The sequence below is a fragment of the Paraburkholderia sp. J10-1 genome, from assembly GCF_905220165.1.
Lineage (GTDB): Bacteria > Pseudomonadota > Gammaproteobacteria > Burkholderiales > Burkholderiaceae > Paraburkholderia.
The window spans coordinates 510,466-535,721 of record NZ_CAJMYW010000001.1; the positions used below are offsets into that span (position 1 = coordinate 510,466).

Annotated in this window: 25 protein-coding genes; 10 read left to right on the forward strand and 15 right to left on the reverse strand. The window is 55.6% G+C overall.

The window, feature by feature from the left end; genetic code table 11:
* Positions 1-192: 192 nt before the first annotated feature.
* The 9 genes from U5A65_RS02250 to U5A65_RS02290 form a co-directional block, all read right to left on the reverse strand.
* Complete coding sequence (locus U5A65_RS02250) at positions 193-684, reverse strand: hypothetical protein (protein WP_321945350.1); 492 nt, start codon at positions 682-684, stop codon at positions 193-195.
* A gap of 569 nt (positions 685-1,253) precedes the next feature.
* Positions 1,254-1,760 carry a 3'-5' exoribonuclease gene (locus tag U5A65_RS02255; protein ID WP_321945351.1) on the reverse strand — a complete coding sequence of 169 codons (507 nt, stop codon included), beginning with the start codon at positions 1,758-1,760 and terminating at the stop codon, positions 1,254-1,256.
* 636 nt (positions 1,761-2,396) lie between these two features.
* Positions 2,397-2,960 carry an HAD domain-containing protein gene (locus tag U5A65_RS02260; protein ID WP_321945352.1) on the reverse strand — a complete coding sequence of 188 codons (564 nt, stop codon included), beginning with the start codon at positions 2,958-2,960 and terminating at the stop codon, positions 2,397-2,399.
* Between the two features lie 554 nt (positions 2,961-3,514).
* Positions 3,515-3,964 carry a hypothetical protein gene (locus tag U5A65_RS02265; protein WP_321945353.1) on the reverse strand — a complete coding sequence of 150 codons (450 nt, stop codon included), beginning with the start codon at positions 3,962-3,964 and terminating at the stop codon, positions 3,515-3,517.
* Positions 3,945-4,283, reverse strand: coding sequence for a hypothetical protein (locus tag U5A65_RS02270; RefSeq protein ID WP_321945354.1), 339 nt, complete (start codon positions 4,281-4,283; stop codon positions 3,945-3,947). Before U5A65_RS02270 ends, U5A65_RS02265 begins: the two co-directional genes overlap by 20 nt.
* Positions 4,284-4,331: 48 nt before the next feature.
* Entirely contained in the window at positions 4,332-4,724 is a 393-nt protein-coding gene (locus U5A65_RS02275) for a hypothetical protein (RefSeq protein WP_321945355.1), read from the reverse strand.
* 205 nt (positions 4,725-4,929) lie between these two features.
* Positions 4,930-5,511: an HAD domain-containing protein gene (locus U5A65_RS02280; protein ID WP_321945356.1), complete on the reverse strand. Its 582-nt coding sequence runs from the start codon at positions 5,509-5,511 to the stop codon at positions 4,930-4,932.
* 217 nt (positions 5,512-5,728) lie between these two features.
* Positions 5,729-5,992: a BPSL0761 family protein gene (locus U5A65_RS02285; protein ID WP_321945357.1), complete on the reverse strand. Its 264-nt coding sequence runs from the start codon at positions 5,990-5,992 to the stop codon at positions 5,729-5,731.
* Positions 5,993-6,265: 273 nt separating this feature from the next.
* Positions 6,266-6,493 (reverse strand): DUF6471 domain-containing protein, encoded by a 228-nt coding sequence (locus U5A65_RS02290; RefSeq protein ID WP_321945358.1) that lies wholly within the window; start codon positions 6,491-6,493, stop codon positions 6,266-6,268.
* Positions 6,494-6,775: 282 nt separating this feature from the next.
* On the opposite strand from U5A65_RS02290, the gene U5A65_RS02295 reads away from it, so the two are divergent.
* Positions 6,776-7,687 (forward strand): TniQ family protein, encoded by a 912-nt coding sequence (locus tag U5A65_RS02295; protein WP_321945359.1) that lies wholly within the window; start codon positions 6,776-6,778, stop codon positions 7,685-7,687.
* A gap of 397 nt (positions 7,688-8,084) precedes the next feature.
* Here U5A65_RS02295 and U5A65_RS02300 read toward each other — a convergent pair whose 3' ends face one another.
* Positions 8,085-9,008 carry a hypothetical protein gene (locus U5A65_RS02300; RefSeq protein ID WP_321945360.1) on the reverse strand — a complete coding sequence of 308 codons (924 nt, stop codon included), beginning with the start codon at positions 9,006-9,008 and terminating at the stop codon, positions 8,085-8,087.
* Positions 9,009-9,427: 419 nt separating this feature from the next.
* Between U5A65_RS02300 and U5A65_RS02305 the strand changes: the two genes are divergently transcribed.
* The 5 genes from U5A65_RS02305 to U5A65_RS02325 all read left to right on the forward strand — a co-directional run bounded on the left by U5A65_RS02305 (position 9,428) and on the right by U5A65_RS02325 (position 15,999).
* On the forward strand, positions 9,428-9,814 hold the full coding sequence (locus U5A65_RS02305) for a hypothetical protein (RefSeq protein WP_321945361.1): 387 nt from the start codon (positions 9,428-9,430) through the stop codon (positions 9,812-9,814).
* Positions 9,815-10,022: 208 nt separating this feature from the next.
* Positions 10,023-10,865 carry a TnsA endonuclease N-terminal domain-containing protein gene (locus tag U5A65_RS02310; RefSeq protein WP_321945362.1) on the forward strand — a complete coding sequence of 281 codons (843 nt, stop codon included), beginning with the start codon at positions 10,023-10,025 and terminating at the stop codon, positions 10,863-10,865.
* A gap of 202 nt (positions 10,866-11,067) precedes the next feature.
* Positions 11,068-13,221, forward strand: a complete 2,154-nt coding sequence (locus tag U5A65_RS02315; RefSeq protein WP_321945363.1) for a Mu transposase C-terminal domain-containing protein — start codon at positions 11,068-11,070, stop codon at positions 13,219-13,221.
* 181 nt (positions 13,222-13,402) lie between these two features.
* Positions 13,403-14,833, forward strand: coding sequence for a TniB family NTP-binding protein (locus U5A65_RS02320; RefSeq protein WP_321945364.1), 1,431 nt, complete (start codon positions 13,403-13,405; stop codon positions 14,831-14,833).
* Positions 14,834-14,952: 119 nt separating this feature from the next.
* Entirely contained in the window at positions 14,953-15,999 is a 1,047-nt protein-coding gene (locus tag U5A65_RS02325; RefSeq protein WP_321945365.1) for a hypothetical protein, read from the forward strand.
* Between the two features lie 631 nt (positions 16,000-16,630).
* On the opposite strand, the gene U5A65_RS40915 is transcribed toward U5A65_RS02325, so the two are convergent.
* Positions 16,631-16,969: a 3-hydroxyacyl-CoA dehydrogenase family protein gene (locus U5A65_RS40915; protein ID WP_415764035.1), complete on the reverse strand. Its 339-nt coding sequence runs from the start codon at positions 16,967-16,969 to the stop codon at positions 16,631-16,633.
* Positions 16,936-17,649, reverse strand: coding sequence for a hypothetical protein (locus tag U5A65_RS02335; protein WP_415764036.1), 714 nt, complete (start codon positions 17,647-17,649; stop codon positions 16,936-16,938). The genes U5A65_RS40915 and U5A65_RS02335 overlap by 34 nt, the downstream gene beginning before the upstream one ends.
* A 377-nt stretch (positions 17,650-18,026) precedes the next feature.
* On the opposite strand from U5A65_RS02335, the gene U5A65_RS02340 reads away from it, so the two are divergent.
* Both U5A65_RS02340 and U5A65_RS02345 read left to right on the forward strand, forming a co-directional pair.
* Complete coding sequence (locus U5A65_RS02340; protein ID WP_321917117.1) at positions 18,027-18,626, forward strand: short chain dehydrogenase; 600 nt, start codon at positions 18,027-18,029, stop codon at positions 18,624-18,626.
* A gap of 130 nt (positions 18,627-18,756) precedes the next feature.
* Complete coding sequence (locus U5A65_RS02345) at positions 18,757-19,632, forward strand: NAD(P)-dependent oxidoreductase (protein WP_321945366.1); 876 nt, start codon at positions 18,757-18,759, stop codon at positions 19,630-19,632.
* A 101-nt stretch (positions 19,633-19,733) separates the two neighbouring features.
* On the opposite strand, the gene U5A65_RS02350 is transcribed toward U5A65_RS02345, so the two are convergent.
* Entirely contained in the window at positions 19,734-20,141 is a 408-nt protein-coding gene (locus U5A65_RS02350) for a hypothetical protein (protein ID WP_321945367.1), read from the reverse strand.
* A 797-nt stretch (positions 20,142-20,938) separates the two neighbouring features.
* Here U5A65_RS02350 and U5A65_RS02355 point away from each other — a divergent pair.
* Positions 20,939-21,172: a hypothetical protein gene (locus U5A65_RS02355; RefSeq protein ID WP_321917120.1), complete on the forward strand. Its 234-nt coding sequence runs from the start codon at positions 20,939-20,941 to the stop codon at positions 21,170-21,172.
* A gap of 448 nt (positions 21,173-21,620) precedes the next feature.
* Entirely contained in the window at positions 21,621-21,827 is a 207-nt protein-coding gene (locus U5A65_RS40920) for a hypothetical protein (protein ID WP_415764037.1), read from the forward strand.
* Positions 21,828-22,106: 279 nt separating this feature from the next.
* Here the strand turns inward: U5A65_RS40920 and bamA are convergent, their stop codons facing one another.
* Together bamA and U5A65_RS02370 are read right to left on the reverse strand one after the other, a co-directional pair.
* Positions 22,107-24,419: an outer membrane protein assembly factor BamA gene (gene bamA, locus U5A65_RS02365; RefSeq protein ID WP_321945369.1), complete on the reverse strand. Its 2,313-nt coding sequence runs from the start codon at positions 24,417-24,419 to the stop codon at positions 22,107-22,109.
* Positions 24,420-24,522: 103 nt separating this feature from the next.
* Positions 24,523-24,921 (reverse strand): hypothetical protein, encoded by a 399-nt coding sequence (locus U5A65_RS02370; RefSeq protein WP_321917126.1) that lies wholly within the window; start codon positions 24,919-24,921, stop codon positions 24,523-24,525.
* Positions 24,922-25,256: the final 335 nt, after the last annotated feature.

The window sequence follows — 25,256 nt, forward strand, 5'->3', positions numbered from 1 at the left end:
ATGGCCTAGAAGCCCTCATACACTAGAACCAGGGCTGCAAAGCCCAATAGCCACTTGAATATCAGCTTGGCGTTCTCGCGCCGAATCTGTTGCTCCAGTTCCTGCATGGTGGTCGGCTTTCATGCGCGCCCTCCGAGACCAGCTTTTTCTGCGATGGAGTAGCCTGCTACAGGCCGCTCATTCAGCCTCGAATCAAATTGCAAAAGCCTGCGACACTTCGCGCAATAACGTTTCACATTGCCTTTGAACAGCGGCGCGAGCCTTCTCAGCCCATACGGGATCCGCACCGATACCGAGAGCATCGACAGCGATCTCAGCCCACCCGGCAGCAGCATGAGCAGCAAAAGCCGCAGCCGACCAAGCAGGAGCGCGCGGATCGTTTGCAACCGCAGCCCAGCGAGCTTCGGAAGCTCGTAAGCCCTCCTGAGTCTGCCAAAACTCTTGTACCGCTTTGGGCGCGTCATGCAGATACATCGCGTCTAGCGCAAAAAGTCTTTTGCACCTTCTCAGCAGATCACTGGCATCCACAACGGTGATCACTCCTCGGTCATCGATGCGATGCAGTAAATCTCCATCAGCATGTTGAAGGGCAGTAAATGGATGCCTATAGGCGTCCAATGAAGCAGGTATCCTGGTGCGCCGCTTGTTGTCGAACAAATAGCGATATGGATAGCGAATGTCCATGTTGCTTGCCCCGTTTTTCTTAATTGTGTTGGTGGGGCTAACATATTCCGAACTTGGAGTTATCCTCTGCGGTATAGCGCACGCTGCCGACTGCGTTGCCGCCCGAATGAGGTCAGTTCGCTACCTCCGGAACGCCCGTCTAGCGCGGGCCATCATGACCGTTTAAGTTTCGGAAGCTGCCGCTAATCGGGCGCCGACCAGTAGCCGGAGTGGGTCGCGAAGACCCGTTCGATGGCGGTGAGCACTGACATTCATCGACGCCGGTTTGCGAGTGTCAGTAATGGGACGTGCATCTGCCCCACAGCCCCCGATCACCGACCGTCGGCTTTGGCCGAACTGCTGCCCACGAGAAGTCGGCGTATATGACTGAACCACTCAGCCAACTGCCAATAAACGCCTGACAGTTGGACTGGCTACAACTGGTCAGGAGGCCGACCGCTTCGGGCAGGAATCGGATATTCGCGCGCTGACATGTACGATGCAAGGGGTCTACGTGCTTTCCGCGCGCCCGTCGCATCGACATCAAAGATCCACGATCCCTGCAAGTCCAGCCGGGTGCAGCCGCTCCGCTAGAAAATGCGTGGAGACTTCATCTGTGCCATCGGCACTGCAGGCGCGGAGTCCTTGCCGCCTGACACGATGGCAAAGCGGTTTGCGCGCGCATCCACCAGCGCGTGATGCCTTCCCTCGTGTTCGGCAAAGTACGCTTCCAGCCTGCCATGATCGACCAGACTGCCCACGTGAAGCCCCACCCACCCTTCCGGCACCTCGCCAAGCAGGTCGATTAGCAAGTCCCAGTCGCCCGCGTAGTCAACACAGAGCGCCCTTTCCGGTTCGCCGGCAAACTGATCGAGCCACGCGAGCAGGGACACCCGCAGGCCCTCGCGCGTGAATACGCGGCTGGGGTACTGGCCAAGCTGCGGCAGCACGGCCTCGCGTACAAACGCGCTGCAAGCCGCGTGGTCGTAGTCCGACCGCTCGCCGTAGAACTCGCAACCATCGTCGGCGACAAGGCCGATGCTGATCAGGTCGCATCCAATGAAATCAGTGAATTCGCAATCGACAAAAACTCGCATGCATTCCTCTCCAACCCACGTTCAAGATAAAGCAAGACCCGCCTAGACGTCAGGTTTTGGCTACCTGCTTGCCTACCGGCAGTCGGACCCCGAACTGCCGGTGTCGCTCAGTTGACGGTCGCCCGCCTCCATCAATCAAATGGTCGAGACGGGTCGCGAGGACTCGTTCGGCGGCGGTGAGAACTGCCATTCGTCGACGCCAGTTGCCACGTAGCATGCCGCAGGTCGACCCAAGCTGGGCGGCAATCCGGAACGGGCTGTGGCCTGCGAAAACGCCCAGAATCTCTGAGACTTCAGGAATCGGGTTGCCGGTGTTGTCGAACAGGTAGGCGGGATACAGGGGCTCGCCGACCAGTTCGACCGCAAAAATCCTGGATTCCTTTTTGCCCCTTGTTCGTCACTGCCTGCGGATCGGTCCCTTCCGGGTCGTGTCGCTCGCCGACAGCTTGCGCCGTCAACCATTGCGTTCCGTTGATGATCGCTGCGACGGCCTCCGATGATCGATCGTAGTCCTGACTGTCCGATCAATGCGGCGATGTGCTTTCACACCAGAACCCTCACAAGCTTCTGGTATCCAGCCAGCATTTGACCTGGAGGGCGCGGCTGGCGGCGTCGCTGCTACGTAGCAGGATGCCTTCAGTCGGAACACCTGTCAGCACCGTGTACTTCAGCGAGCCAGTCCCGGATCCGTTGTTGTGCCTGCGCTTCACCGATGCCGCGTTGGGAGTCGAGTAGGACGAGATGTGGCTCCAGCGCGAGAAAGTCGGTACTCAGGTCATGTGCGCCGTAGACGGAATCAACGATCGCTAGCCAGTTCCTCAAGCGATGCTCAAATACGTACGCGCGAATGATATAGGTCCGTGCGATGCCAGTCTTCCAGTCGCCGAAACGTGCCCTGTAGCCCTGCGTTGTGCCGACGACGCGTCTGGCAAGCCGCAACGGCAGGTACGAAACGACCTCATCAACCGGCAGTCTGCTGAGCCAGGTGGTGGTGAGTACGATTTCGACCTCGGGCCAGGGTTCGAGCAGGCTGACCAGTAGTGGCGAAAATTCAAACAGCGGGATTCCTGTATCGAGGAATATCTCATTGCTTTCGTCAAGGAATGCGTGGCCGCGATGAAGCACTCCGTCGTAGTCTACGAAGAGTGTTGGTACTCGCTCGTCCAGAATCAGCACTGGCGGCTTCGATTCGTTGCTCAAGCTCAGATCCCCACCCGGCATCACGACTACGGTTTTCACATTGTTGCAGGGGCGTACGCGGCTTCGCTGGGCAAGAGATGGCGAAGCCGGGGCCCTCCTGACGGGCAACGGCCGGGTATATGCGACGCCATTGGTCAGCTGTTCGTAAGAGTGGCCTAGACATCGGGTTTGCATCCGGTCGGTGATGATCGCCGCATATTACGCACAGCCGACGGCTCATCCTTTCGGCCAGCTCAACCATGGCTCGATGCCGGGCGTCAGCGCCGGACAGCACAGCGTCCCGAATTTTTCCCTTACCTGCACTGCGACAGCCTGCGGTGCGCCATGCCTGGGAGCGAGGTACAGTCCCGCGCACAGCACATCGATCAGATCGAACCATCCATCCCCGCACTCGAATCCCCACAGGGAAAACACAGTTGCCATGGCGTCTATTGTGTCGGCGGCTACCCGACTAACGGCGAAGATGAGTGGATGTCTATTCCGCTGGATGTTCGACAGTCCTTCACGCATCGTTCTCTTTCTCCACTCCCTCTATTGCGAAAACAGCTCCGGCTTCAATGGTCCCATGGCGATTGCCCACCAAGAAAGTCGAGCCAGTCGTGCGCGTAAGCGCAGCCGTGATCTGGAATGCCTGAACCGGAGAGCGTCTGGTCGAAGAATGTTCTGGTCGGTTCTGGAATTTCGTCCAGACGCACGTAGAGGAAGCCTGCGTCGTTCACACGAACCGTGACTTCCGGCTGTGCTGGCCGCGGCGGCAACACTTCGCGGCCCTGATTCAATGCGGCAGCGAGACAGCGCGCAACGAGGTCCCACACACTGGTGGCCCATCTCGGATAACTGCGCACGATCGCCCGCTCTCCTACCTCACCGAGTACCGCATCGTCCAGGACTACCACGTAATCGGCGAGCGCTCCGTTACGCACCCGCGCGATATCCGCCGTCGCAATGACACGCTTTCCGCTTTCCCGTCCAACGGGCAGCAGTTCAACCGTGATCCGAAGCATCCGCCTTTCCTTCCGCTGATTCCAGCATTTGCCCGGGGCCAAGCCGGAGCGCGCGCTCCCATTGCGCCAGCGTGACGCTCGACACGCCGCAATCAAGCGCATCTTCGGTAGCGGAGGTTGGCAAGACAAGCTTCGTGACCGCGATGTGCCCAGCACCGTGAGGAGGCATGCCGTGTCGACCGCCGCCCCTTCTGTGATAGTGACCTGTGCCCCCCACCATTACGGGGTAAAGAACATCGACCAGCAGTTTCGTGTAAAGGTGCCAGGCGGGCAGCTCGCCCGTTTGGTCACCGTCACAGATCGGAATTTTTACGCTCATGGGACGCACTCCTGAGGGTCTTTGTCGGGACGTGTTCCGGCGGGGTCGTCACGAATCTCCGCCCGAATGGGCAGGGCAGCGCGTCATAATCCAACCCTTCCTGCTCATGAGCTCGCCGCGATTGCCACACTTTTCGCACAATCGAGCACTCATCGACTCGGCGAGTTCTATCATGCCGCGTTGCCCGGCGTCGGCCACGTCCGTGTAGAAGCGCAAGGCTCCAAATTTTTCCTTGACCTGCACCGCGACTACCTGAGGCGAGCCTCTGAAATCTGTCGCTGCCTGCAGGTTCAGGCATAGTGCATCGAGGAGATCGAACCAGCCATCCCAACACTCGAATCCCGAGAACGATGACACCGCGTGCGGGTCGCGATTCGGGTGCGCAAAGGGAAAAATGCGCGGGTAGCGCTCACGTAGAGTCTTCTGCAGTTCCTCATGCATCTGTTCCACCTCGTTCTTTGCAATAGCCAGCGACGCTCCGCGTCGGCTGGAGGCATACAGGTTCGCAGAAAGTCGTTACGGCCAGCTGCGGGATCGCTTCGCATGCCCCGTCCGTCCAGGCAATGCGCCCAAGGAATCCCCCCTCGGAACAGAGTCGAGCAGCACGCGCTCGAACCGCTATCAGGCCGTCGGGCGCGTTCGACCACTAACAATCCGGCCCACCGCGAGCAATTTTTGGTGGACCCATCGCTGCGAGCTTCGCCTCTATCGCGTGATACACACCAGGCTCACTGATACCAAGTACTGGATCGGTCAGTACGAGATGGTCACGCGCGGCGTCCGGCCACCCGTCGTCCTGGTCATCAAGTGCGAGCCACGCCATGGGATGCCTGCGCCGGACGTCCGCCCAGACCTGCAGCCCGCGCGGCAATGTTGTGAACAGATAGGCGTCCATGTCGCCATGAAAGGTCGCGCCGACCACCCTCGATCTCAGCGCCTGCGGCAAACGTTGTGCAACTTTGCGCACGCTCCCGTAGACCCGCACCCAGCTCGTCGACAGGACGATTCGCATGGCCGGATACGGTGCCAGTAGTGTTACCAGCAGCGGCGCATGCTCAAACACGGCGTGTCCGGGCGGCGTCGCGACGTATGGGCCGAATCCGGGCCGTCGCCAGACATCCTCTGGATGGAGCACCCCGTCGAAGTCGAGATACAGCACCTGCCCGCCCGCATGCATCGGGCGCGGAGTATTGAGAGGACGCTCGGCAGGAGGGAGAAGTCGGTTCACGTTGTCGGGATCGACAGGGCATGCAGCAACGTGCGCAACGGACTAGCAGCGCACTGCTCCCGCCACGCGATCTCTCGCAGCCTCCAGCACCTCCTTGGGAGGCAACGCCAGGACGTCACGCTTGCGCTCGCCGTGCAGCATGCGATTCGTCGACTCGAACCATGAGGCGATCCGAATTGGCTTGAATCCCCTGAATACGATCACGATCTCCGCCATTTCAGTGACAGGAACTCGGGTCATCAACTTCTGACATCGACATTTGGGAACAATCCTCGTGCAGCGCTCCCCACAGGGCCGGAAGTGAACGGCTTGAGAGTGCGATATCAGCGTCTGACGGGAAGTGTCGCAAGAGCTGAATGGCCAAGGTGCGAACGAGGCAGTGGTCAAACTGACCGGTGTGACTAGCAAGTATTTCGAGGGCAGTCCTCGTCCCGCGCACCGAGCGGGTACGTTCTGCAGGTGTCGTCATCTCGCTCTCCATGCTCACGGCCGAGCGCCCACGCCGGCCAGATCGACCTCGTAGTCATCACGCTTACATGAGACTATAGTCTCATATATGAGATTTTCAAGATACTGTGATGGCTGTTCTACGCGTAGATCGGCATTACGACTTGGCTTGAACTACAGGATCGGGGCATCACACTACCGGAGCACTCGCCTGCTCCCCGCATGGCCATACAGAGAGGGTATCGAAGGTGGCAACACGCGGTGCTGCCAGAAGGTACGAAGCCGCATGCAGGAGAATTAATTGGGTTTACGTTACATCAGTCAGGTCTACGCGAAAATCCGTTCGCCCTAGGGCCTTCATGCATTGCAGATAGAAGGCGAAGCTGAAGCTACCACGAGATAGCTTGTTGGCAATCGATCGTTCGGTCTCGCTAACTCCAATTCCAGCAAGCAATACCGCCAACTGTCGGTAACTAACACCGTGCCGCGCGAGTTCGGCACGCAACACGTTTCTCGCTACGTGATACCAGTCCATCCGCCCCGACCCCAGTAAAAAGGCGGATTATTCCTTGCCTCTCTCAGATGCGCCTCTATAATCTCATATATGCGACTTTGATCTCGAAATAGAGATTTCAATGATCATGGAGGCGAGATGGCATAAAGGCCATCCAACCAGCGATTACGAGAATCTGTCGGTTAGGCATTGCAGACGTCAGCGGCCACGAGTACGGCGCCGTCCAGCATCAGCCCACTAGAGGACCGGGCTCTTCGCCGGATAGCGGTTTCGCGCCGGGTTGAAGAACCCGGTCAACTTCGCATGCTGTACTTCCCCACGCCCTATCCGGATGAACTCCTGGGCAGTTTGCTTATCCGGGCGTGCCACCATCTCGGTCTGTCGCCCGCGGCGCTGGTTCGTTTGATCGCGGATGGCGCAGGCGATTTGTTTTTCCTCGTTCCCTCTTTTCTTGAAACCATTTCGCGGCTGACTCGTATGTCAGCGTGGCAACTACTACTAAAGCATACCGTTTTCCCCTATGCGGCGATCGGTCTAACATCGCAAAGGCGCGCCATCCTCGCGCGTGACTTACTGTCGGCTTCCGCGCGCGGAAGCAGCGTCCGGCTTCGAGCCAGTTTCAGCCTTCGAGCTACTCTAGGCTTCCACATTGAGGCGCTCTCGTGCAGACGTTATTGCGAACAATGCTGCCATGAAGACCGCACCCGCTTCGGGGAAAGTTACTGGCATACCCAACATGCGCTGCCAGGCGTGTTCGTCTGTCCGCAACACGGAAAGATACTCCATCTCTCGAGCATTGCTGCGCTGCCGAGACTGTCGACAAGCAATGCCAAGCTTCCCCAAGAGGTCACTGGACAACCATGCAACTGGGGCCTAGATGAGAAACGGCTGCAGTGCATTGGAAGAGCAGCGTTACATGCGATGACTTTGCCCGAAAACACGTGGGACACAGTGAATGCGGAGTATTTCGCCTGCGCTTCTACGATCGTCGCCTCGCGCGAACAAAGCCGTTGGCGGGTAGACCCGATGGTAGTAGATTTTGGACGCTTCTATGGGCCCACGTTCCTTGAAAAAATCGGTCTCGGCTTGGCGTCCATGGATCGAGATGCATGGCCGGCAAAACTGCTGCACGGCGCCCACCCACGGCTTCTTCTGCAACTGCGCCATATTTTGCTTCAGCTCTTTCTTAAATCTGCGTGGAAGCCCACAACTTAGATACGATATAAACCTCGGTTCGCCTTGTCTGGCAGAGATTTCGAAAGGCGTTCGAGATCTCGAGTATTTCGGCGCAACCAAAAACGGTCGACGTCCAGCGCAAAGCTTCACCAAACGCACAGATGACGCCCCGGCGACTGGAGCCTCGATGGAGCAGTATGAAGCGCCTTGGAATAGCGGCATTAGACTCAACGAGGTTGCCCGAATACACTTGGGACACAGTTTCTGCAGGCTAATCCGTCTCCGCTTTTTCGCTCGCTGACACGTACGACCACCATTCTAACGCGGCCCGCTTAGTATGTTCCTGAATACAAATGCGCGGCGGGCAAGACTGTCGCGTGGAGTCCCAACCAGTTCCACTTCCGCAGTTGCAACTCATCCTGCTTCGCCTCCTTCTTCAACCCTTGCGAAAGCGTTTCGGGGGACGCTTCAAAAGATCATAGACGCGCTTGTCCACGTTCCAGAAGAGCTCCAGAAATTTTTGGAGCTCTTGTTCCTCATCATCGATACAAGCAAGCGACTTCACTTTCTCTCGGTTGATGCTTCTCCGGGCTGGTAGACCGTCAGCTTCCAGCGCGTACCGAGCGCAACGCTTGTATTCGTCGAAAACGTGAGAAAAAACAGGATGGCGTGCAACCTCGACGTGCACTTCGACAATCTTTTCACGATAGTAGATAGCCCTCCGGGGGTCGCGCCGCAGGATTCCTTCTCTGTATAGACACCAATACACCGTAAGCCGATCGAACACCTGCCACATGCGGTCGTTGTCGTCACCGACCCATCTCTCCGCGTCATCCGTAAGAGTACTGAACTCGTCTCGAATCACGCTCGCCTTGCGCCGCCATGCCTCGCTTTCGGGCAAACCTCGCCCGAGTTCCACGTAAAAGAAACCATAGATACCCTCGGGAAACAGACCGGCCCCGCCAAAGCTTCTTTTAAGCGCACGGTAGAGCAAGTGGCAAACCCGATCCAAAGACACCTCCTGTACCATCAGCTCCCACGGCTGATAGTAAAAGGGCGTTATGTAAGCTCCACCGCAGTGCGCATTGATGGCATCGAACCAATCGTAGCCGTAGCGTCCATGCGGCCCCGGAAGTAGCGCGTGTTTGCCGTTGAGCCACTGGTAAACAATCTTACTGTTCGTACCTGGCTCCGCTTCCGGTCCAGCCATCCGCTTGCTCAGCGCGGAGGCACTTTCTGAAATGGAAAGAACGGCCGCCCACGCCCACGCTTTTGTCGCCCCTCTACCCACCTGCTTTAGAAATTCAGGATCACCCTTTCCAGAAGCCCATGCAGGCTTCGGCCAATCACCGGTAGACATCGTTGACTCCCATCATCGGTGTAATCACCCTCGAACAATGCTACACCCAGCACCCTGAGGAGCCAATAAAATCCAGCCGTCCGGTGGGCAGAAATACGCTCTCATTACACCGCGAGTCCTTGCGGCGCCCGAAAAAATTGCTACTGTGTGTTCAACGAGATGTGCCAACGCTCAGCACCAGATACTGCTTCCAGACGTTGCAGTTGGTCGCGCTGAAAGATGGGACGAAGTGAGCTCCGCGTACCGCTGTGCCTGGATTACCTGGGGCGAGCACCGTGCATCGGGATGCGACATTGGTTTAACGAATCTGGGCGCGGGCGTGCCATCGACGCGGAATGGCTCGGCTGCAAGAGTGCGGTCGTTTGAAGAATATGCCGCGAACCATTGACCAATCTCGGTATATTTTTACGGAGAACGAAATGAGCAAGCACGCAAAGAAGAAAGCTAAAGACGTCTTCAAGCACGGGCGGGCTGAACGGCGTAGCTCTGGAGAAAAACAGATCCGCATGCCTTGGACGGACCCGTTCGGCTGTCCTTTCACAGAATCGTCTCCCGAATACAGCACGGATGCGGCATGCGCAATACATACCATCCCGAAGGCTGAACCTAAGACCCTCCACGGGACATCGGATTTGCAGTTCGATCCTTTAACCACAAGAAGACACTATTCGGCGCACCGAGAACTAGATCTGGAAATATCTGGTTACTTTGTTATCAAGTATTCATACTACTTTGCATCAAACACACCAAAAGTGACGAAAATAGAATTTTTTCCGAATCAGACAAGATTTCTACAAAAACGGTAGACCGGATGCCATAGATTTACCATGAGCGTCATATCTCGGAAACAGGAAACTAGCCAGTCGATCCTATTTTTCACTCTTTACTGCATATATTTATTCGGACTGAAAATTATTTAGTAATCCAAAAAGCTTCAGGAGATGGGAAGCAGTTTTTCAGGTTCCGGCCTGCGCAACAGAGAATCATCACCAATACAAATGAATCGGAGGATCTATGTCACGCTCCAGAAAGATTACAGAAGACGTCATACAACGATGGCGTGCCGAGGGGCGCGGATCTGGAACAGGCCAATGCTATAAGCCTTGGCTGGAGGTCCACGACTTCTCCTCAGACGGTATCGTTAACCGAGTACACAGCACAAAACTCGGTCGGGTAGTGCATCTTCTGTCCACCGTCGAATCCTGCACCTTCTACGGCCTTGAGTGGCAGGAGACCATTAGTGGTATCTATGAGCAGTATCCTCTGGATCGGCAACTTACGCTGGAGATCGCAAGCAAGCTTGGAATCAGGCATCCGTATTACCCCGGAACACACGTGCCTACTGTGATGACCGTGGACTTTCTCATCACCAGAGTCAACGACTCCGCCCCTAGTTTTGAAGCATACGACTGCAAGATGACCGCGGACGCAGAAAACGAAAGAGAAATAGAAAAACTTGCCATTGCACGGACATATTTCTCCGGAATGGACATACCGCATCGCCTCATATTTGATACCAAAATTCCAAAGCAAAAAATAAAGAATATCGAATGGATACGTGATGGAATCATCAAATCAGGAGAAGACAAATCATATACAGAACTATTACGAGACCGCACGATACGCATGGCGAATGAACTCAAATCGACACGGAACATCCCACTGAGAGACTACTGTCATTCGTTCGAGGTTCGTCACGGTCTCCGTGCCGGTGACGGCTTGAGGATTGCGAAGATACTTATGAATGAGCGGGTTCTGTTATGCAATTTGAACAATCCAGATCTTGCAACATGCCCCTTGAGAGCTTTCAGACTAAACATGACATCTCATTACGATTTCTCGATCGCCGCAATGTAAACGCTTCGGCCGGAATCGGGCATCCTCGACCGCGACAATCCAGCAAGGTCGACGCAAAATTTGTACTCCCACAATGACCACCTCTACCCTCTCCACCTCCGACGAAATCGCTGTAAACGAGGTTCGGCGTAATCTGCATACGCCTCTAGTGGTAAATGATGTGCTTGTGGACGGGACCGGAACGCGATTCCGAATTTTGAATGTGATCGACGATACCGCGTGGACCATCAATCTCAATGACAAGAACTGTTGGCCAGTTGCCAGAAAGTATTCAGAATTGTTGGAACTGGCTAGAAAAGGCTTGATCTTCTCAATCAAAATAAACATTCGGGGCAAGCTTCAATTTTGCACGCCAGCTGCAAGTGCACGGAGAGATTTTGCCTTAAAGGCAATAGAATCTCTGCTCAGTAGTCCGGCGATCTACGATCCCGTGCAGCGCGGTCGGCTGGTGCGGGAACAGGCTGTTGCAAGTGGCTGCTGTAAAACGACGATTTATACATATCTAAGAGCGTACTGGACGGGCGGCCAAACCAAGGATGCACTATGCTTCGACTTTCCTTCCATTGGCACGTCCAAGAACGATTGCACGAATGGACGCGGACGTACAACGGATAGGTACGACACGTACCAGATGAACTTACAAGACGTCAGGAATATAAAGAAAAGCATATTTAAACATTTTCTAAAAAAAGAAACTAAAACGCTCGCCTCAACCCACAGCTGGATGCTGGACCGTTACTATTCATACAAAGATGGCAACGGAAAGCTATACAATAAACCATTGGGCGAGCGGCCAACAATTCATCAATTCCGTCAAACTGTAAAAAAACATTTCTCTCCAGAATTTTTATTACTAAAGCGTAAAGGCGAAAAAGATTTCAATCGGGATCACAATCAACATCTAACTGGCGCCCTACATTCAACGATCGGCGCAGGTCATATTTATGAAATTGACGCGACAATAGCGGACGTTTGGCTGGTCGCCAGAGACAATCCTCAAAAGATTATCGGAAAGCCGACCTTGTATTTGATTTATGACCGATACAGTCGATTGTGCGTTGGACACTATGTCGGTTTAGAAAATGCGTGCTGGGAATGCGCCATGCAGGCCATTCTCAGCATAGCCGAGGACAAGGAAGCTCTGTGTAAAAAATACAAATTAGATTACGATCCCTCAGATTATCCAGCCGATGGAGTTTTCCCCTTAAATTGGCTAGGCGACCGCGGAGAAATGATCTCTCGCAACAGCAACAGAATCTGCGATGGAATGGAGGGATCAATCTCAAACGCGTCGTCGTTGTGCCCTCAAACAAAGGGGACCGTTGAGTGTGGATTTAAACTAATTCATGTCAGGATTGAAGCTGTGGCACCCGGCTATGATCCACCAATTAATGCAAAAAGACGCCGCGGAAAACACTATGAAAGCGATGCGTGTCTCAATGTCGATCAGTTTACGGCACTCGTAATTCTAGCAATTAATCAACACAACCGGAGCATGATGAAGAACTACGAAGCCGCGCCCGCTGTGATGTTGAGAACCCGACCAATTCCGATTGAGCTATGGAACGACAGCATCATCAATCAAGTGGGCAGTCTACGTCAATATTGTGAAGATTACCTACATCTCAAGTTGCTGCCGCGCTCGAGCGCAACGATTCAAAAAGAAGGTATTTTCTTCAAACATTGTTACTATTCCTGCCCCGAAATTGAGAGAAAAGGCTGGTTCATAGCAGCCGCAAACAGAGGCCGATCACAAGTCTCGGTGTCGTTTGATCGGAGACTGGTCGATGAGATCGTTGTGTACGACCCGAATGATCACCAGATTGCGTACAAATGCAGGCTCACTCCCCGATCCCTTCATTTCAAAGGATTGTCATTCTCCGAAGTAGATTACATATTTAAAAAGGTTAAATCGATCATCAACGATGATGAAGAAGATGCACAGCAGAGGCGTTCCGACTTCTCAAGGAACTCAGCCGTGATCACGGAACCTGCATACGCGGCGATGAAATCGGCTTGTCGAGGGAAGTCGAGAAGCTCTCGCAAGGCTCGTACAGCGCTCGAACGAGCGACCGAAAGGACTGCCAGACGGCAAACGGACGCAGCTATGCCGACCATCCCGATAGACAACCGACTTGCTCAGGAGCACGAACAGCCGAAACCGGCAAATCAGGGTGATGGAATATCACCTGACGACCAATCCAACGTCTCCACAGCAAACGGAGAAAACTCGCAAGCTTCCAGTTCGACTTTGCCAGGTTGTGATTCCGCAGGGAAGTCGGACACTGAGCCAAGCGGGATCGAATATCAACTCGCCTTGAAAAGACAGGAGATGAATCGTGAACATATTAGCTGAGATAGGCGCATACATCGTAACAGCAGTATACCGAGAAGAAGATATCCCACAATATAAGGGTAATAAGCTTATCGAAGCAATGCCACCATCTCTCAGTACTGACGAATGGGATACGATTCTATCGTCGTATCCCAATTATGACCCATTACAAAGATCGTGGCCAGTTCAACAGAGGTTCAAAATGATCTCTCAACTCCAGAAATTTATGGTGCCATTGGAAAGACATATCCGGCTCGCGCATGCAATCGACACTATGATAAAAGATGGCTATATAGGCCGTGAACCTCGTACAGCCGCACATGCCGCCACCCTCCAGAAGCTATACGAAGCGAGGCAGGCCGGTAATATACTTCGGCCCGACGGAAAGGACGATCAAGACTTCACAGAGAATTCGAGCGCTTTTGTCGGTGCAAGCGGCATAGGCAAGACAGCGATCCTACATCGAATTTCGCGGTATTATCCGGTCACCAACCACGTCGAACTCGGGTGGATCCAGATTCCTTGGCTTCATATCGAGGCGCCTCCCGATGGACTCTCCGTTAGCGAGCTAGCCACAACAATCCGCCGTCGCATCGAGCACCTGGCACCAGAAGCGACGATGAAGGTGAAAGCTCGTGAAACTGAATCAGAGCGGATGAACAGCGCGGCGCGGCTTATGTATCTATGCAATGTGGGTCTATTGATTGTCGACGAGGTGCAAAGGCTTAAGGTTGCTGGAAAAGGAGAGAAGAAACTCCTCAACCTGTTAGTTGCTGCCTCCAACGAATTGGGTATTCCTATACTATTCGTGGGCACCAGTAAGGCGGTGAAACTACTTGGACTTGATTTTAGTTCCGCTCGACGTTCCGTCGGGGGCGGATTCCCTCCGTGGAATGTCCTTAAAGCGAGCCACAGCCTCGAGTTCAAATTGCGTGGCGAATGGGAGCACTTCATCGTCGCTTTCTGGAGACTGCAATGGCTACAGAAGCCCGTTGAGCTCACTGCCGACCTGTCTGAATTGATGTACACGTATTGTCAAGGGATAGTTGATATAGCACTGAAGCTTTTTTTCGTGGTTCAAATAGAGGCAATTTTTGAGAAAACGGAGACAATTACCGCGCAGGGTATCCAACAAGCGTGGCAAAGGAACTTCTCGCTCATTGATCCCATGTTGGCGGCATACCGATCGGGCGATAAGAAAGCGCTCGAACATTATGAAGACATTACTCCAATTGCTTTCGAATCGCTTTTTGACAATCTTAGGCTTCGGTATCAAGGTCCAAGAGATCCGGATGCATCCGCCTGCCTCGATGACAGCGGCGTTGCTGTGGCTATGGCGAAGGAACTCGTGAATCAAGGAAGAGATACACAACTTGCTCTTCAGCATACAGGGCATGTGGATCTCAAGGACGCTGCGGGAGGTGTTCACGAGGCGACCAAGACAGCAGTTAGCGCAAACGCCACGTCGAGGGGTTCCCTCAAGCGGAAGGCTCAGCCAGCTTCTTCCGAAAACCCGAACTTACCGCCCGATGACTACCGCATGGCCGCTTTCCTCGCCCGAAAAGAAGGATGCTCGATCTTTGCCAAACTCGAAAGCATGGGTGCGGTGTTCGATTTCGACGCTGCGCTTTAGATCTTTTCTTTCACCCGCGAGCGGTTGCAATGTACCAATTCCGAATTGGTACATTGCAACGTCTTGACAATGCAGGGACCTGCACCTTTTCCCTAATCATACGGGATCAGGAGTTGCCAATGTGGTTCGAGAAAATAGAAAGGCTAAATGGAATGTATTATATTATCGAAAATCACAAAAACAAAAAAAATACATCAATTGGAGTATGCGAAATAAATAAACGCATACAGACAGAAAAAACCAATTTTCAGATAAAATTAGAAACGAAATTCTCCCACTGGAAAATAGCCAAACCAATACAGTACCTTTCCGCCTATGGAATTACAAAAGACAAAGCCAATCATCACCAAGTCTATTTCTTTAACGAAAATCAGATTAGATTCTTCGCGCCAAGCCTGATTATTATTAACTCCATATTCTCACCACCTTCGACGACATTAAAATATCTATTCGATCTTAATGGCTTCCATGACTTATGTCACACACAAATGCGAGACGGGAAATTCTCCTGTTACTTCAATCACAAAAATAATCACGGAAAATGTCGCCTCAATCGCATTAATTGGCTTTTCGCGTTTCCTACCGCATATAACGCCTGGCAAAGTGTATACAGACTATCACGAGATGGCACTATCGGCATTGATTTGCCTGACGCAGATATTACTTGCCAAGTCCGCGGCAAGCGTATAAAGAACTCTGTATTTATTACCCAAATTCGTATATCGACCGTTAATCCGACAGAAGATGCGATCGATTGGGCTAAAATGAAAAGAGGGCAGTTCAGCTTCACCCTCGATACGGGGCGCTCCCGTCTACCGGACATAGCTCTAATAAGAGCGAGTGGCAATTTTCGGTTGTCCAATTCAGAATGGACTGAAATAAAAGATTTCTTAAATACATATTCTGATAGAACACCAAGAATAACTCGAACGAGAATTGATTGCATTCTTCATAAGTTGACGAGTGGTCTCCGATGGTCAGAAATAGAAAATAAATATCTTATTCAATCACTGTATCGGAAGCTGAGAAAAAATAACCTATGGCCAACAATCAAAAGCATTTTACTTAACCACAGGAGAAAGCTTCCGGTTAAAAACAAACGAGGCGAATGCTTCCATATCGCCACAAACACCAGACCGGGCGATATGCGAGAAAAGCGTGCTTGACACGCAACAGCTTGATCTAAGGTCGCGATCCATCTTTTTCGATCACTGCGAGCGCCGCCGCTTCCTTAGCGCCAGTACGATTTTTATTGCGAAGTTCAGAACAATTTTCGTTTGCTAAACACAGTGGCGTATCGAGACGCGACAGACCAGCTTTCTTTGGTAACGTGCGAGGCGATAGTATTTACAATCACCTATTTATCATCGACTTAGCGAGCGCCTGGAAGCCAACTTTCGTTTGCGAATCACCAGCGTGGTGATCAGCAAACGAAATCTGATCTGTTGCAAACAAAGTTGTTCTTACGATTCTTCGCAAATAAAACTGTCCTGGAAAATCGACCTCGCCCTCCGACTCCTTACGCCATGACGGTTTGCAGGCAACGCCCCTCCCACACCAAGCGCACTTTCGCTGCATTGTAAAATTACCAGCACGCACCTGGATGACCTCCAAACGCCGGGGCGCGAACGCTCCCCTCTAAGAATCAAACAATTAGCCAAATTCCTTGCAAACAAGACTGGTCCGAGAACTACCCCTTGCAAACGAAATCTGGCGTGACGAAAACAGGCCCAATTAACTGATCCATAAGAATTTCTCCAGGCAACTCGGAGACGTCGATCGCAGGCAACTCAACTGCTAACTAACCTGAAGCCCGACACTCCGCCTCAGTTCGAGCCGTGTCAGGGTCGTTGATAGCTTTGCAGGCGAATGTAGGCCCGCATCCGGATTACGTTGCACAAGTTCGCGCTCCATCTTCCTGACGAGATCGATCGCCGCGCCGCGCTGGATGCGCTCGTCGAGACCATCGGCAATCGCCTGCTCGTTGACCTTCAACTGCAACGGCAGCGAGACCTCGTCTGCCACTGCGAGCGGGCCGACTGGCATACCCGCCGCGCGCGTGGCGTTTTCGATCAGCGCGGGCGCGACGCCTTCCTTGAGCATCATGAAGCCCTGGTCGACATAGCTGCCGAACACACGCCTCGTGAAAAAGCCCGGGCTGTCGTTGCCGACGATCGGCGTCTTGCGCAACTGCCTGACGAAGTCGAGCGCGCGCGCAAGCGTCTCGTCCGAACGCGCACGGACAGCACCGACTTCGCGAAGCGCGCCTCGTCCCATGCTTGCGCCGCGAGGCGCTGGCTTTCGACCGCGAAGGCGTCGACGTCCTCACGGCTATAGCCGTCGAGCGCGGCAATCAGATCGGCACCGATGCCTTGCGGTGCGTAATAGCACTTCCATCCTGTTTGCGGGTCGGCGTACCAGGGGCCGCCGTCGCCGCCGATCGGCGTGCGCGACATCGATTCGACGCCGCCCGCCACGACGCTGCGCGCCTGGCCACTGCTCACGAGCGAGGCACCCAGATTGACGGCTTCGAGCGCCGACGCACAGAAGCGGTTGATCTGCTGGCCCGGCACGCCTTGCGCATAGTCGGCGGCAATCGCGGCCACACGGCCGAGGTTCGCGCCCTGCTCGCCGATAGGCGCGACGCAGCCGAGAATCACGTCGTCGACGAGCCCGGTGTCGAATCCGTTGCGATCGCGCACGGCCGCGAGCGTCTGGGCGGCAAGCTGGACCGGCGTGATCTCGTGAAGGCTCCCGTCCGCGCGCCCTCTGCCGCGAGGCGTGCGCACGTGGTCGTAGATATAGGCGTCTTGCACTGGAACTCCCCTCTGATGATGTTCTGGCGCGCCGACAAACGGCACCGGGCATGCTCTGAAGATTAGCGGGAGTTGTGCGGTGCGGCGTCGTCGAATCCGACGATTCGAGGCGCGCGGCGAGGCTTGCCCGCCGGCGGCGTGCCACGGGTGCGAGCCGGGATCCTCCTCGTCCTGCGAGCCTCGACTAGCTGCAGATCCTGCGCAAGGACTGGAACCTCAGGAGGTCACACTGCTCTCTTCATCGACATTACGAGTGCGGGTACTTGAATGTCGCCCCAAACGGCCGCCTCGGCCGGTAGTACGATATTCGTTCGTCTTGGCGCCACGTGCGATGCGTCACTCCGCGCTGGCCTGACGCTTCCGGATAAGGAGGACGTATGCGCATTCTGATAGTTGGCGCAACCGGACTGCTCGGCAGGGAAATCGTTCACCTGCTCTCGCCCGAGCACGAGGTCATTGGTGCGAGCCGCAACGGCCCGGACTTGTCGGTGGACCTCGCGAACAAGGCGTCCATTGAGTCAATGTACCGGCAACTCGGAACCGTTGATGCTGTGATTTGCACCGCAGGTGCCGCGAAATTTGCGCCGCTTGAATGGCTGACCGACGAAGACTTTGCGTTCAGTCTGACGAATAAGCTGATGGGACAGGTCAATCTCGTCCGGTGCTCGGCCGGTCACATTGCACAAGGCGGGTCCCTGACGCTAACCAGCGGCATTCTGTCCCAGCATCCGGTCACGGGGAGTGCCGTAGTCGGTATCGTGAATGCGGGGGTCGAGGCGTTCGTCCGGTCCGCGGCTCTCGAACTGCACGGCAAGTCGCGGGTGAACGTCGTCAGCCCAGGCTGGGTTTCAGAAACGCTTGCTGCGATGGGGCAAGCTTACTCGGCGGGTACTCCGGCCGCGGTGGTAGCCCAAGCGTACAAGCGAAGTCTGGTCGAGGACATCACGGGACAGGTCATTCCAGTCAAGAAGCCGTGAAAGCAGCGCCGCCATCGCTCGACGCGCCGCCATATCAATAGCTTTCCACTTCAGTCTTTCTGTTTTAACTCGTAGCAACGCAGCGTTTCGTACTTAACCGCATGCCAGCCCAAGTATTCAGGAGACGACCATGAACCTCGCCGGCAAAACACTATTCATGTCTGGAGGCAGTCGCGGCATCGGACTTGCCATTGCACTCCGGGCGGCGCGTGACGGCGCAAACATCGTGATTGCAGCAAAGACGGCCGACCCGGACCCGCGACTTGAGGGCACGATACATACGGCGGCGGCGGCCGTGGAATCTGCAGGCGGAAAGGCGCTTGCGCTGGTCGTCGACATTCGCGATGAGGAACGCGTAAAGGCTGCGGTCGCCAGAACCGTTGAGGTGTTCGGCGGCATCGACATACTCGTGAACAATGCAAGCGCCATCCGGTTGACGGGAACGCTGGATACGCCCGTCAAGCGCTACGACCTGATGCATGAGGTGAATGGGAGAGGCACGTTTGTCTGTAGCCAGGCCTGCCTGCCCCACCTTCTCAATTCGGCGAATCCGCACATCCTTACGCTGTCGCCACCGCTGGTCACCGACGCAAAGTGGTTCAAGGATTTCCCGGCCTATACCATCGCCAAATACACGATGAGCCTTTTCACCCTCGCGCTGGCTGGTGAGTTCAAGGACCGTGGCGTCGCCGTGAATTCGCTGTGGCCAAGAACCGCGATAGCGACTGCTGCCGTGCGAAACGAGATTGGCGGTGCGGATATGATTGCGGCCTGTCGCAAGCCGGAGATAGTCGCCGATGCGGCCCACTATATCCTGACCCGCCCGTCGAGGGAGTGCACGGGAAATTTCTTTCTCGATGACGAAGTGCTATTGGCAGCCGGTGTCCGGGACTTTGCGCAATACGACGTCAAGGCGGGCGCAGCATTGCAGGCGGACTTCTTCGTCGATGCGCTGCCGGGCATGCTACGGGCGGACAATATGGTCAAGTCCAAGCCGGGCCTGTGACGTGGCTGGCACGCGAGGGGAACCCGGCAGTCCGGCTTGGAGACGGGGCGTCTAAGGCGCCGCGAACGATGCGCCCAGCAACTTGACGGGCACTGCTCGCATCAATGGTCGTGCCTCCGGTCGCCGTCCCCGTGATCGTGATGCCAGTCGCCCCGCGGGCCACCTTCGTCATGGTAACGGCCCCAGTTACCGCGATGCTCGTCGTAATGGGCACGGGCATCGCGCCACTCCCGCTCATCATGATGCCGCTCCTCCCACTCCCTGCGTTCCCAGTAGCGATGCCCATCGTAGTATCTCTCACCATACCAGCCAGGACTGACGATAACAGCAGGCGGAGGCGCCTCATACACCGGCGGTGGCGCGACGTAGACTGGTTGGGGTGCAACTGCAATACCGGGGACGCCAATGTTCACGCCAACATCGACGTGCGCGGAGGCGGCGGCCGATACACCTATGCCGATGCCGGCAACCAATGTAATCGCGCACCAGCGGCGAGGTGCAATGCTCATAATTTTCTTTCCGTGATAGGTATGCCTGGCGGTTTCAGTTGAATGCGCAGAAAGTCAGCTACGGTTAATAGCGGTGATAGTAGCCGCCTGCAGGTACCACAATGCAGCCGCTCAGCGCGGTTCCAAGACATACGGCCATCAGCGTCAGCGCAAAGATTCTTTTCATAAGTGCCTCACTTGTCAGTTGTGAACGCACTATATTGAGGCGGCAAATTACCGGTGTTTTTGTGTGTAACGAGACGTGTCGCATGAAACACGTCTCCCACCATTTGTTGTGAGGTGGATTAGCGCGATCAGCGAAGGTATCGCGCTACGCGGGAGCGAGTGAGGCCGGAACGTGCGGGACGCTACGCGTCACGGCTCTGAAATCAGGCGCGTGAAAGCAAGGCAGCAGGTCAACCGAATGACGAGTTCGGCTTCGCGATTTCCAGCGCAACACCCGCAACACGGCCTGCTATTCGCCTTTCCGGAGAACAATCACCGGTTGCCTTCGAAAAACATCCTTGCACGGGTTGCCGGAATTTGCGTTTGCCCGGCCAACGGTCCACGAACGGCAAGAACCTGCGGGCGCTCTTTGCCACGCTTATCGTTGAGCCTCTGACAATTGCTTACAAACGTCGCGGTTCCGACGTGCACTTCGACGATCGCTCAAGCGTTATGTCCGTCAACATAGGCAGCGACATTTCTCCGATGTGCGCATTTCCGAACATATCGGCCAACGAGCAACGCGTGCGCTGCAGTTGAAAACTCGATAACAGCCTCAACATCAGCCCAACTCAACCAAAGGGTTTTACACGATGAAAGCAATTAGCAAGTTCACGCTCACTATTGCAATGTCCGCACTCGCAGGTATCGGAACGGCAAACGCAGCCGGTTGCATCAAGGGCGCCGTTGTGGGTGGCGTTGCCGGACATTATGCCGGTCATCACGCAGTCGCAGGGGCGGTTGGCGGCTGTATCGTCGGACATCACCTGGCGAAAAAGCACGCGGAGGAACAGGCCGCGCAGAAGCAAGCGGCACGCGCGGAGTAATGTCTCAGGAACAGCGTTGCTCGTGGCGGTGCTTAAGCCTGTCTTAACTTTTGCCTCCCATCATCGTCGCACGCACGTCCGAGGTCCTGTACTTTGCCGCCAGCATATCGCCCTCGCGTTTTGTCGGTGAGCGTTGCGTTGGTGGCAGGACTGAGCGTTATTCAACGAGATTGAAATCAACATGCCCGGTAAATCACGAACCCGCAAACACACCCGGCCGGCGATGTCACCATTGCTGCGTGCACTTACTTTCAGTCGGGCTGCGCATGAGCCCGTAACGCAAGCCATGCTCCTTCAGTGTTACACGGGCCTGGACGCGTTTCGGCGAGGGCACGGCTCGCGTGAGCTCTTCACGACCTTGGAGCGACAACTCTTGATTGCCGGGGAGTTGTGTCGGCTCGGATACTATCCAAACGAAATTGCGGACATACAGGAAGCCCACGCGGCGATGATGCATATCGACGCTGCCGAGAAGGAAAACGGCGTCTGGGTGATGGATGATGCTGACTACGCCTGGGTATGTGTGGCGTTCGAACTCTTCGGTCGCCAGCTAGCCGTGGTGTCTCTTGACGGTATTGCCAAGGCTGAAGCAAGAATGGTGGAAGGCTTGCTCAATGCCAGGAAAAAAATCGCTCCTGCAGAAGTCACGACGTAGCTGAGCGCGCGTTCATCGGCAAATGGGCAACCATTCGAGATGCGTGTATGGCACGCGAGCGTGCCCTGAGCTCGTTCTGCCAGATCTGCAGGCTATCCGGCATATCGGGCGAAGGCGTGGCGGGCGTGATGCCGACAAGACAATCGCTCCCCTTGTTAGAAGCCTGAAAAACGCATTACATAAGCACTCCTCCCACTTCGTCGGAGCCGCAGCGCCTCGCTGGCTGGTCGCTCATTTGGGCGGTTTTTTTCGTCGCTCCGGAAGCCCTCTCGCTTCCGGTTAGAACGACGTCCCGATCTGGAACTGGAACTTCTGGTACTGATCGGTCGCGTGCCTGACAATCGGGAAGCCAAGGCTGAGCTTGAGCGGGCCGATGGGTGAAATCCATTCGAGGCCCGCGCCATAGCTGTAGCGCAATCCGTTCGCGCCGGTGCTGCTGCCCTCCGTGCCCCACACGTTGCCGCCGTCCACAAACGTGAATACGCGCAGTGTGCGGTCGTAGCCGGTGCCCGGCAGCGGGAATGTCAGCTCGATATTGCCCACCACCATCTTCGAGCCGCCGATCGGGTCGTTCGTCGACTTGTCGCGCGGACCCAGCGAGCCCGACTCGTAGCCGCGCACCGAACCGATGCCCCCAGCGTAGTAATTCTTGAAGATCGGGTACGCCTTGCCGCCCAACCCGTTGCCGTAGCCGCCCTGGAAGTTCAACCCCAGCACGAACCCGCGCGCGAATGAGTAGTAGTACTGCATCTGCGCATCCGTCTTGTAGTACGGCGTGCCGACCGGTGTGCCGTATTCGGCGTTGGCCTGCGCGTAGTAGCCGCGGCTAGGCACCAGTGCGCTGTCGCGATTGTCGCGAGACCAGCCCACGGTGACCGGCACCGTGTTCGACACGCGCCCGAACTCATTGACGTAGTCCTTGTAAGTCTGCGGCGTCTCACTGTCGACGTCGAGGCGATCCTGCTCGATGCCAAGGCCGAAGTACACCATATCCGCCTCGGAAAACGGAACGCCGAACTTCACGTCCGCGCCGTACGAGACGATACGAAAGCTGGTGTCGTTCGTGCTCGAATAGTAGAGCGGGTAGGAAGTGCGGTAGTACGCATCGGTAATGCGTTTGATGCCATCCACCGTGAAATAAGGATCGGTTTGCGTGACCGAGAGCGTGCGGTTCGTCGAACCCGTATTCACGTTCAGCGAAAGGCTGTTGCCCGAACCAAACACGTTGTCCTGCGAGATGCCCGCCGAAATGCTCGGCCCTGAGCCGGAACCGTAACCCACGCCCAGCGAAAGCGTCCCGGTGGGCTTCTCGGCCACGTTCACGTTCACGTCGACCTGGTCCTGCGTGCCTTCGACGGGCACCGTGCTCACATCGACGTCCGTGAAATAGCCGAGCCGGTTGACGCGATCCTTGGAAAGCATGAGCCGGTTCGAATCGAACCAGGCGCCTTCGAACTGGCGCATTTCGCGGCGCACGACTTCGTCGCGCGTGCGTGTGTTGCCAGTGATGTTCACGTGGCGCACATACACGCGTCGACCCGGATCGACCTGTAGCGTGAGCACGACCGTGTGATGCTTCTGGTCGATCTCGGGCAACGCATTCACGGTGGCGAATGCATAGCCGTACTCGCCGAGCTTGTCGACCATGCGCTTGGTCGTGTCCTTGAGCTTCTGCGCCGAGAAACGCTCTCCCGGATTGATCACGACGAGCCTCTTCAATTCCGCTTCGCGGTCGAGCAGATTGCCTGAGAACTTGAGGCCCGAGATCGTATAGGGCTCACCCTCATGGATCGAGATGGTGAGATACATCTCTTTCCTGTCGGTAGACAGCGACACCTGGGTGGAGTCGATATTGAACTCCAGATAGCCGCGGTCGAGATAGTACGAGCGAACGTTCTCGAGGTCGCCCGTCAGCTTTTCCTTGGCGTACAGGTCGTTCTTCGTGTACCACGAAAACCAGTTCGGCGTGGCAAGCTGCATCTCGTCGAGCAGCGTGCTTTCGGGAAATACGTGATTGCCGATAAAGTTGATCTGGCGAATCTTCGCGTTGGGCCCCTCGACGACGGCGAAAAGCAGTCCAACGCGATTTTGGTCGACAGGCGTAATGGTCGTGGTGACTTCTGCAGCATAGTAGCCGCGGGTGAGGTACTGGCGTTTGAGTTCCTGCTCGGCCTTGTCGACGAGCGACTTGTCGAAGTTGCGGCCAGCGGAAAGTCCGACCGACTTGAGTGCCTTGCTCAAATTGTCCTTATCGAATTCGTGAATGCCGGCGAAGTCGATCGTGCTGATGGTCGGGCGCTCGCTCAGCCGCACGATGACCGTGTGACCTTCCGTGGATATATTCACGTCGCGAAAGAATCCCGTGGCATAAAGCGCGCGGATCGCATCAGATGCCTTGTCGTCAGTGAAGGTATCGCCCTGCTTGATCGGCATGTAGGCGAATACCGTGCCCGGTTCGATGCGCACCAACCCTTCGATACGAATGTCCTGAACCACGAAGGACCCGGTTGCGTGCGCAGTTGAGAAAATCCCCAGCCCGAAGCCGGCAAACGAGAGCGCGCGGGCGTAGCGCGTAATGGAGGAAACGGTCATGCGGATATTCGGTCGTAAGGACTGCGGTGGCGCCGCTCAGCGGCGTGAGACAACAATCGCGAGTGCAACGAGAGCGGCGCTCGCGCGGGGATTGAACGGCGGCTTACTGCACGTGCATCGAATCGGGGCGCTGCGGCACGGCGACGCCGGTGGCAAGCAAGAGGACTTCGGATATGTGCGCGGCCTGCGCCGGACGCAGACGGAACGCCAGTTCGGCCCCGCCCGGCAGGCGAAAGCTCATCACGAGATGCTGCGCCGTGCCGGAATCGCGCCCGATCTCCCACGCCTCGCACGGCATGGTGAACTTGAGGCTCGACGCACGCTGCCGAATGCGTGCGGACCGGCCTATTGCATTGGAGAGCGCGGCGAGCAATTCGTGCATGACCGAACAGTGAACGGCGACGCTACCCGGTTGATTGCACTTCACCATCAGATACTGGCCGTCCGGCGTCAACTCAAAACCGTGCAGCGAGTCAATGGCAAGTGTCGTGGACATAGGCATGGAAACCCTCCCTGACCAAACAAGGGATGGAGTGTAATGGCCTAAGCTCGCTATGTTTTTGTTCGTATGTTACCGAAACTAATTAGGTAAGCTACGCACTTGTAAAACGCATCGCGCTGCCGCCGCAAGCATTCACGCCGCGACAGGCAGCAGACAAAGACGGGAACGTTTCGTTCTCTCCCGCGCGAAACATCACCCGGCTTTTCAAATGAAAGATTTGGTATTCAAAACGATTACTCGAAGTGACGACCGGGTCTGATGCAGGAGACAAGAAAACGGAGGGCCCGCGAGCCCTCCGTTTTTTTTGCACGATGTCGCCCGATATCCAGCGTACC

Coding starts and splice junctions, on each gene's coding strand:
- bamA (WP_321945369.1), bottom strand. CDS start 24,419: ATGACCGTTTCCTCCATTACGCGCTACGCCCGCGCGCTCTCGTTTGCC.
- U5A65_RS02350 (WP_321945367.1), bottom strand. CDS start 20,141: ATGAGCATTGCACCTCGCCGCTGGTGCGCGATTACATTGGTTGCCGGC.
- U5A65_RS02250 (WP_321945350.1), bottom strand. CDS start 684: ATGGACATTCGCTATCCATATCGCTATTTGTTCGACAACAAGCGGCGC.
- U5A65_RS02310 (WP_321945362.1), top strand. CDS start 10,023: ATGTCACGCTCCAGAAAGATTACAGAAGACGTCATACAACGATGGCGT.
- U5A65_RS02270 (WP_321945354.1), bottom strand. CDS start 4,283: ATGAGCGTAAAAATTCCGATCTGTGACGGTGACCAAACGGGCGAGCTG.
- U5A65_RS02370 (WP_321917126.1), bottom strand. CDS start 24,921: ATGCCTATGTCCACGACACTTGCCATTGACTCGCTGCACGGTTTTGAG.
- U5A65_RS02275 (WP_321945355.1), bottom strand. CDS start 4,724: ATGCATGAGGAACTGCAGAAGACTCTACGTGAGCGCTACCCGCGCATT.
- U5A65_RS02300 (WP_321945360.1), bottom strand. CDS start 9,008: ATGTCTACCGGTGATTGGCCGAAGCCTGCATGGGCTTCTGGAAAGGGT.
- U5A65_RS02320 (WP_321945364.1), top strand. CDS start 13,403: ATGATCTCTCAACTCCAGAAATTTATGGTGCCATTGGAAAGACATATC.
- U5A65_RS02255 (WP_321945351.1), bottom strand. CDS start 1,760: ATGCGAGTTTTTGTCGATTGCGAATTCACTGATTTCATTGGATGCGAC.
- U5A65_RS40920 (WP_415764037.1), top strand. CDS start 21,621: ATGATGCATATCGACGCTGCCGAGAAGGAAAACGGCGTCTGGGTGATG.
- U5A65_RS02265 (WP_321945353.1), bottom strand. CDS start 3,964: ATGCTTCGGATCACGGTTGAACTGCTGCCCGTTGGACGGGAAAGCGGA.
- U5A65_RS02305 (WP_321945361.1), top strand. CDS start 9,428: ATGAGCAAGCACGCAAAGAAGAAAGCTAAAGACGTCTTCAAGCACGGG.
- U5A65_RS02345 (WP_321945366.1), top strand. CDS start 18,757: ATGAACCTCGCCGGCAAAACACTATTCATGTCTGGAGGCAGTCGCGGC.
- U5A65_RS02290 (WP_321945358.1), bottom strand. CDS start 6,493: ATGGACTGGTATCACGTAGCGAGAAACGTGTTGCGTGCCGAACTCGCG.
- U5A65_RS02340 (WP_321917117.1), top strand. CDS start 18,027: ATGCGCATTCTGATAGTTGGCGCAACCGGACTGCTCGGCAGGGAAATC.
- U5A65_RS02295 (WP_321945359.1), top strand. CDS start 6,776: ATGCTGTACTTCCCCACGCCCTATCCGGATGAACTCCTGGGCAGTTTG.
- U5A65_RS02355 (WP_321917120.1), top strand. CDS start 20,939: ATGAAAGCAATTAGCAAGTTCACGCTCACTATTGCAATGTCCGCACTC.
- U5A65_RS02285 (WP_321945357.1), bottom strand. CDS start 5,992: ATGGAGAGCGAGATGACGACACCTGCAGAACGTACCCGCTCGGTGCGC.
- U5A65_RS02325 (WP_321945365.1), top strand. CDS start 14,953: ATGTGGTTCGAGAAAATAGAAAGGCTAAATGGAATGTATTATATTATC.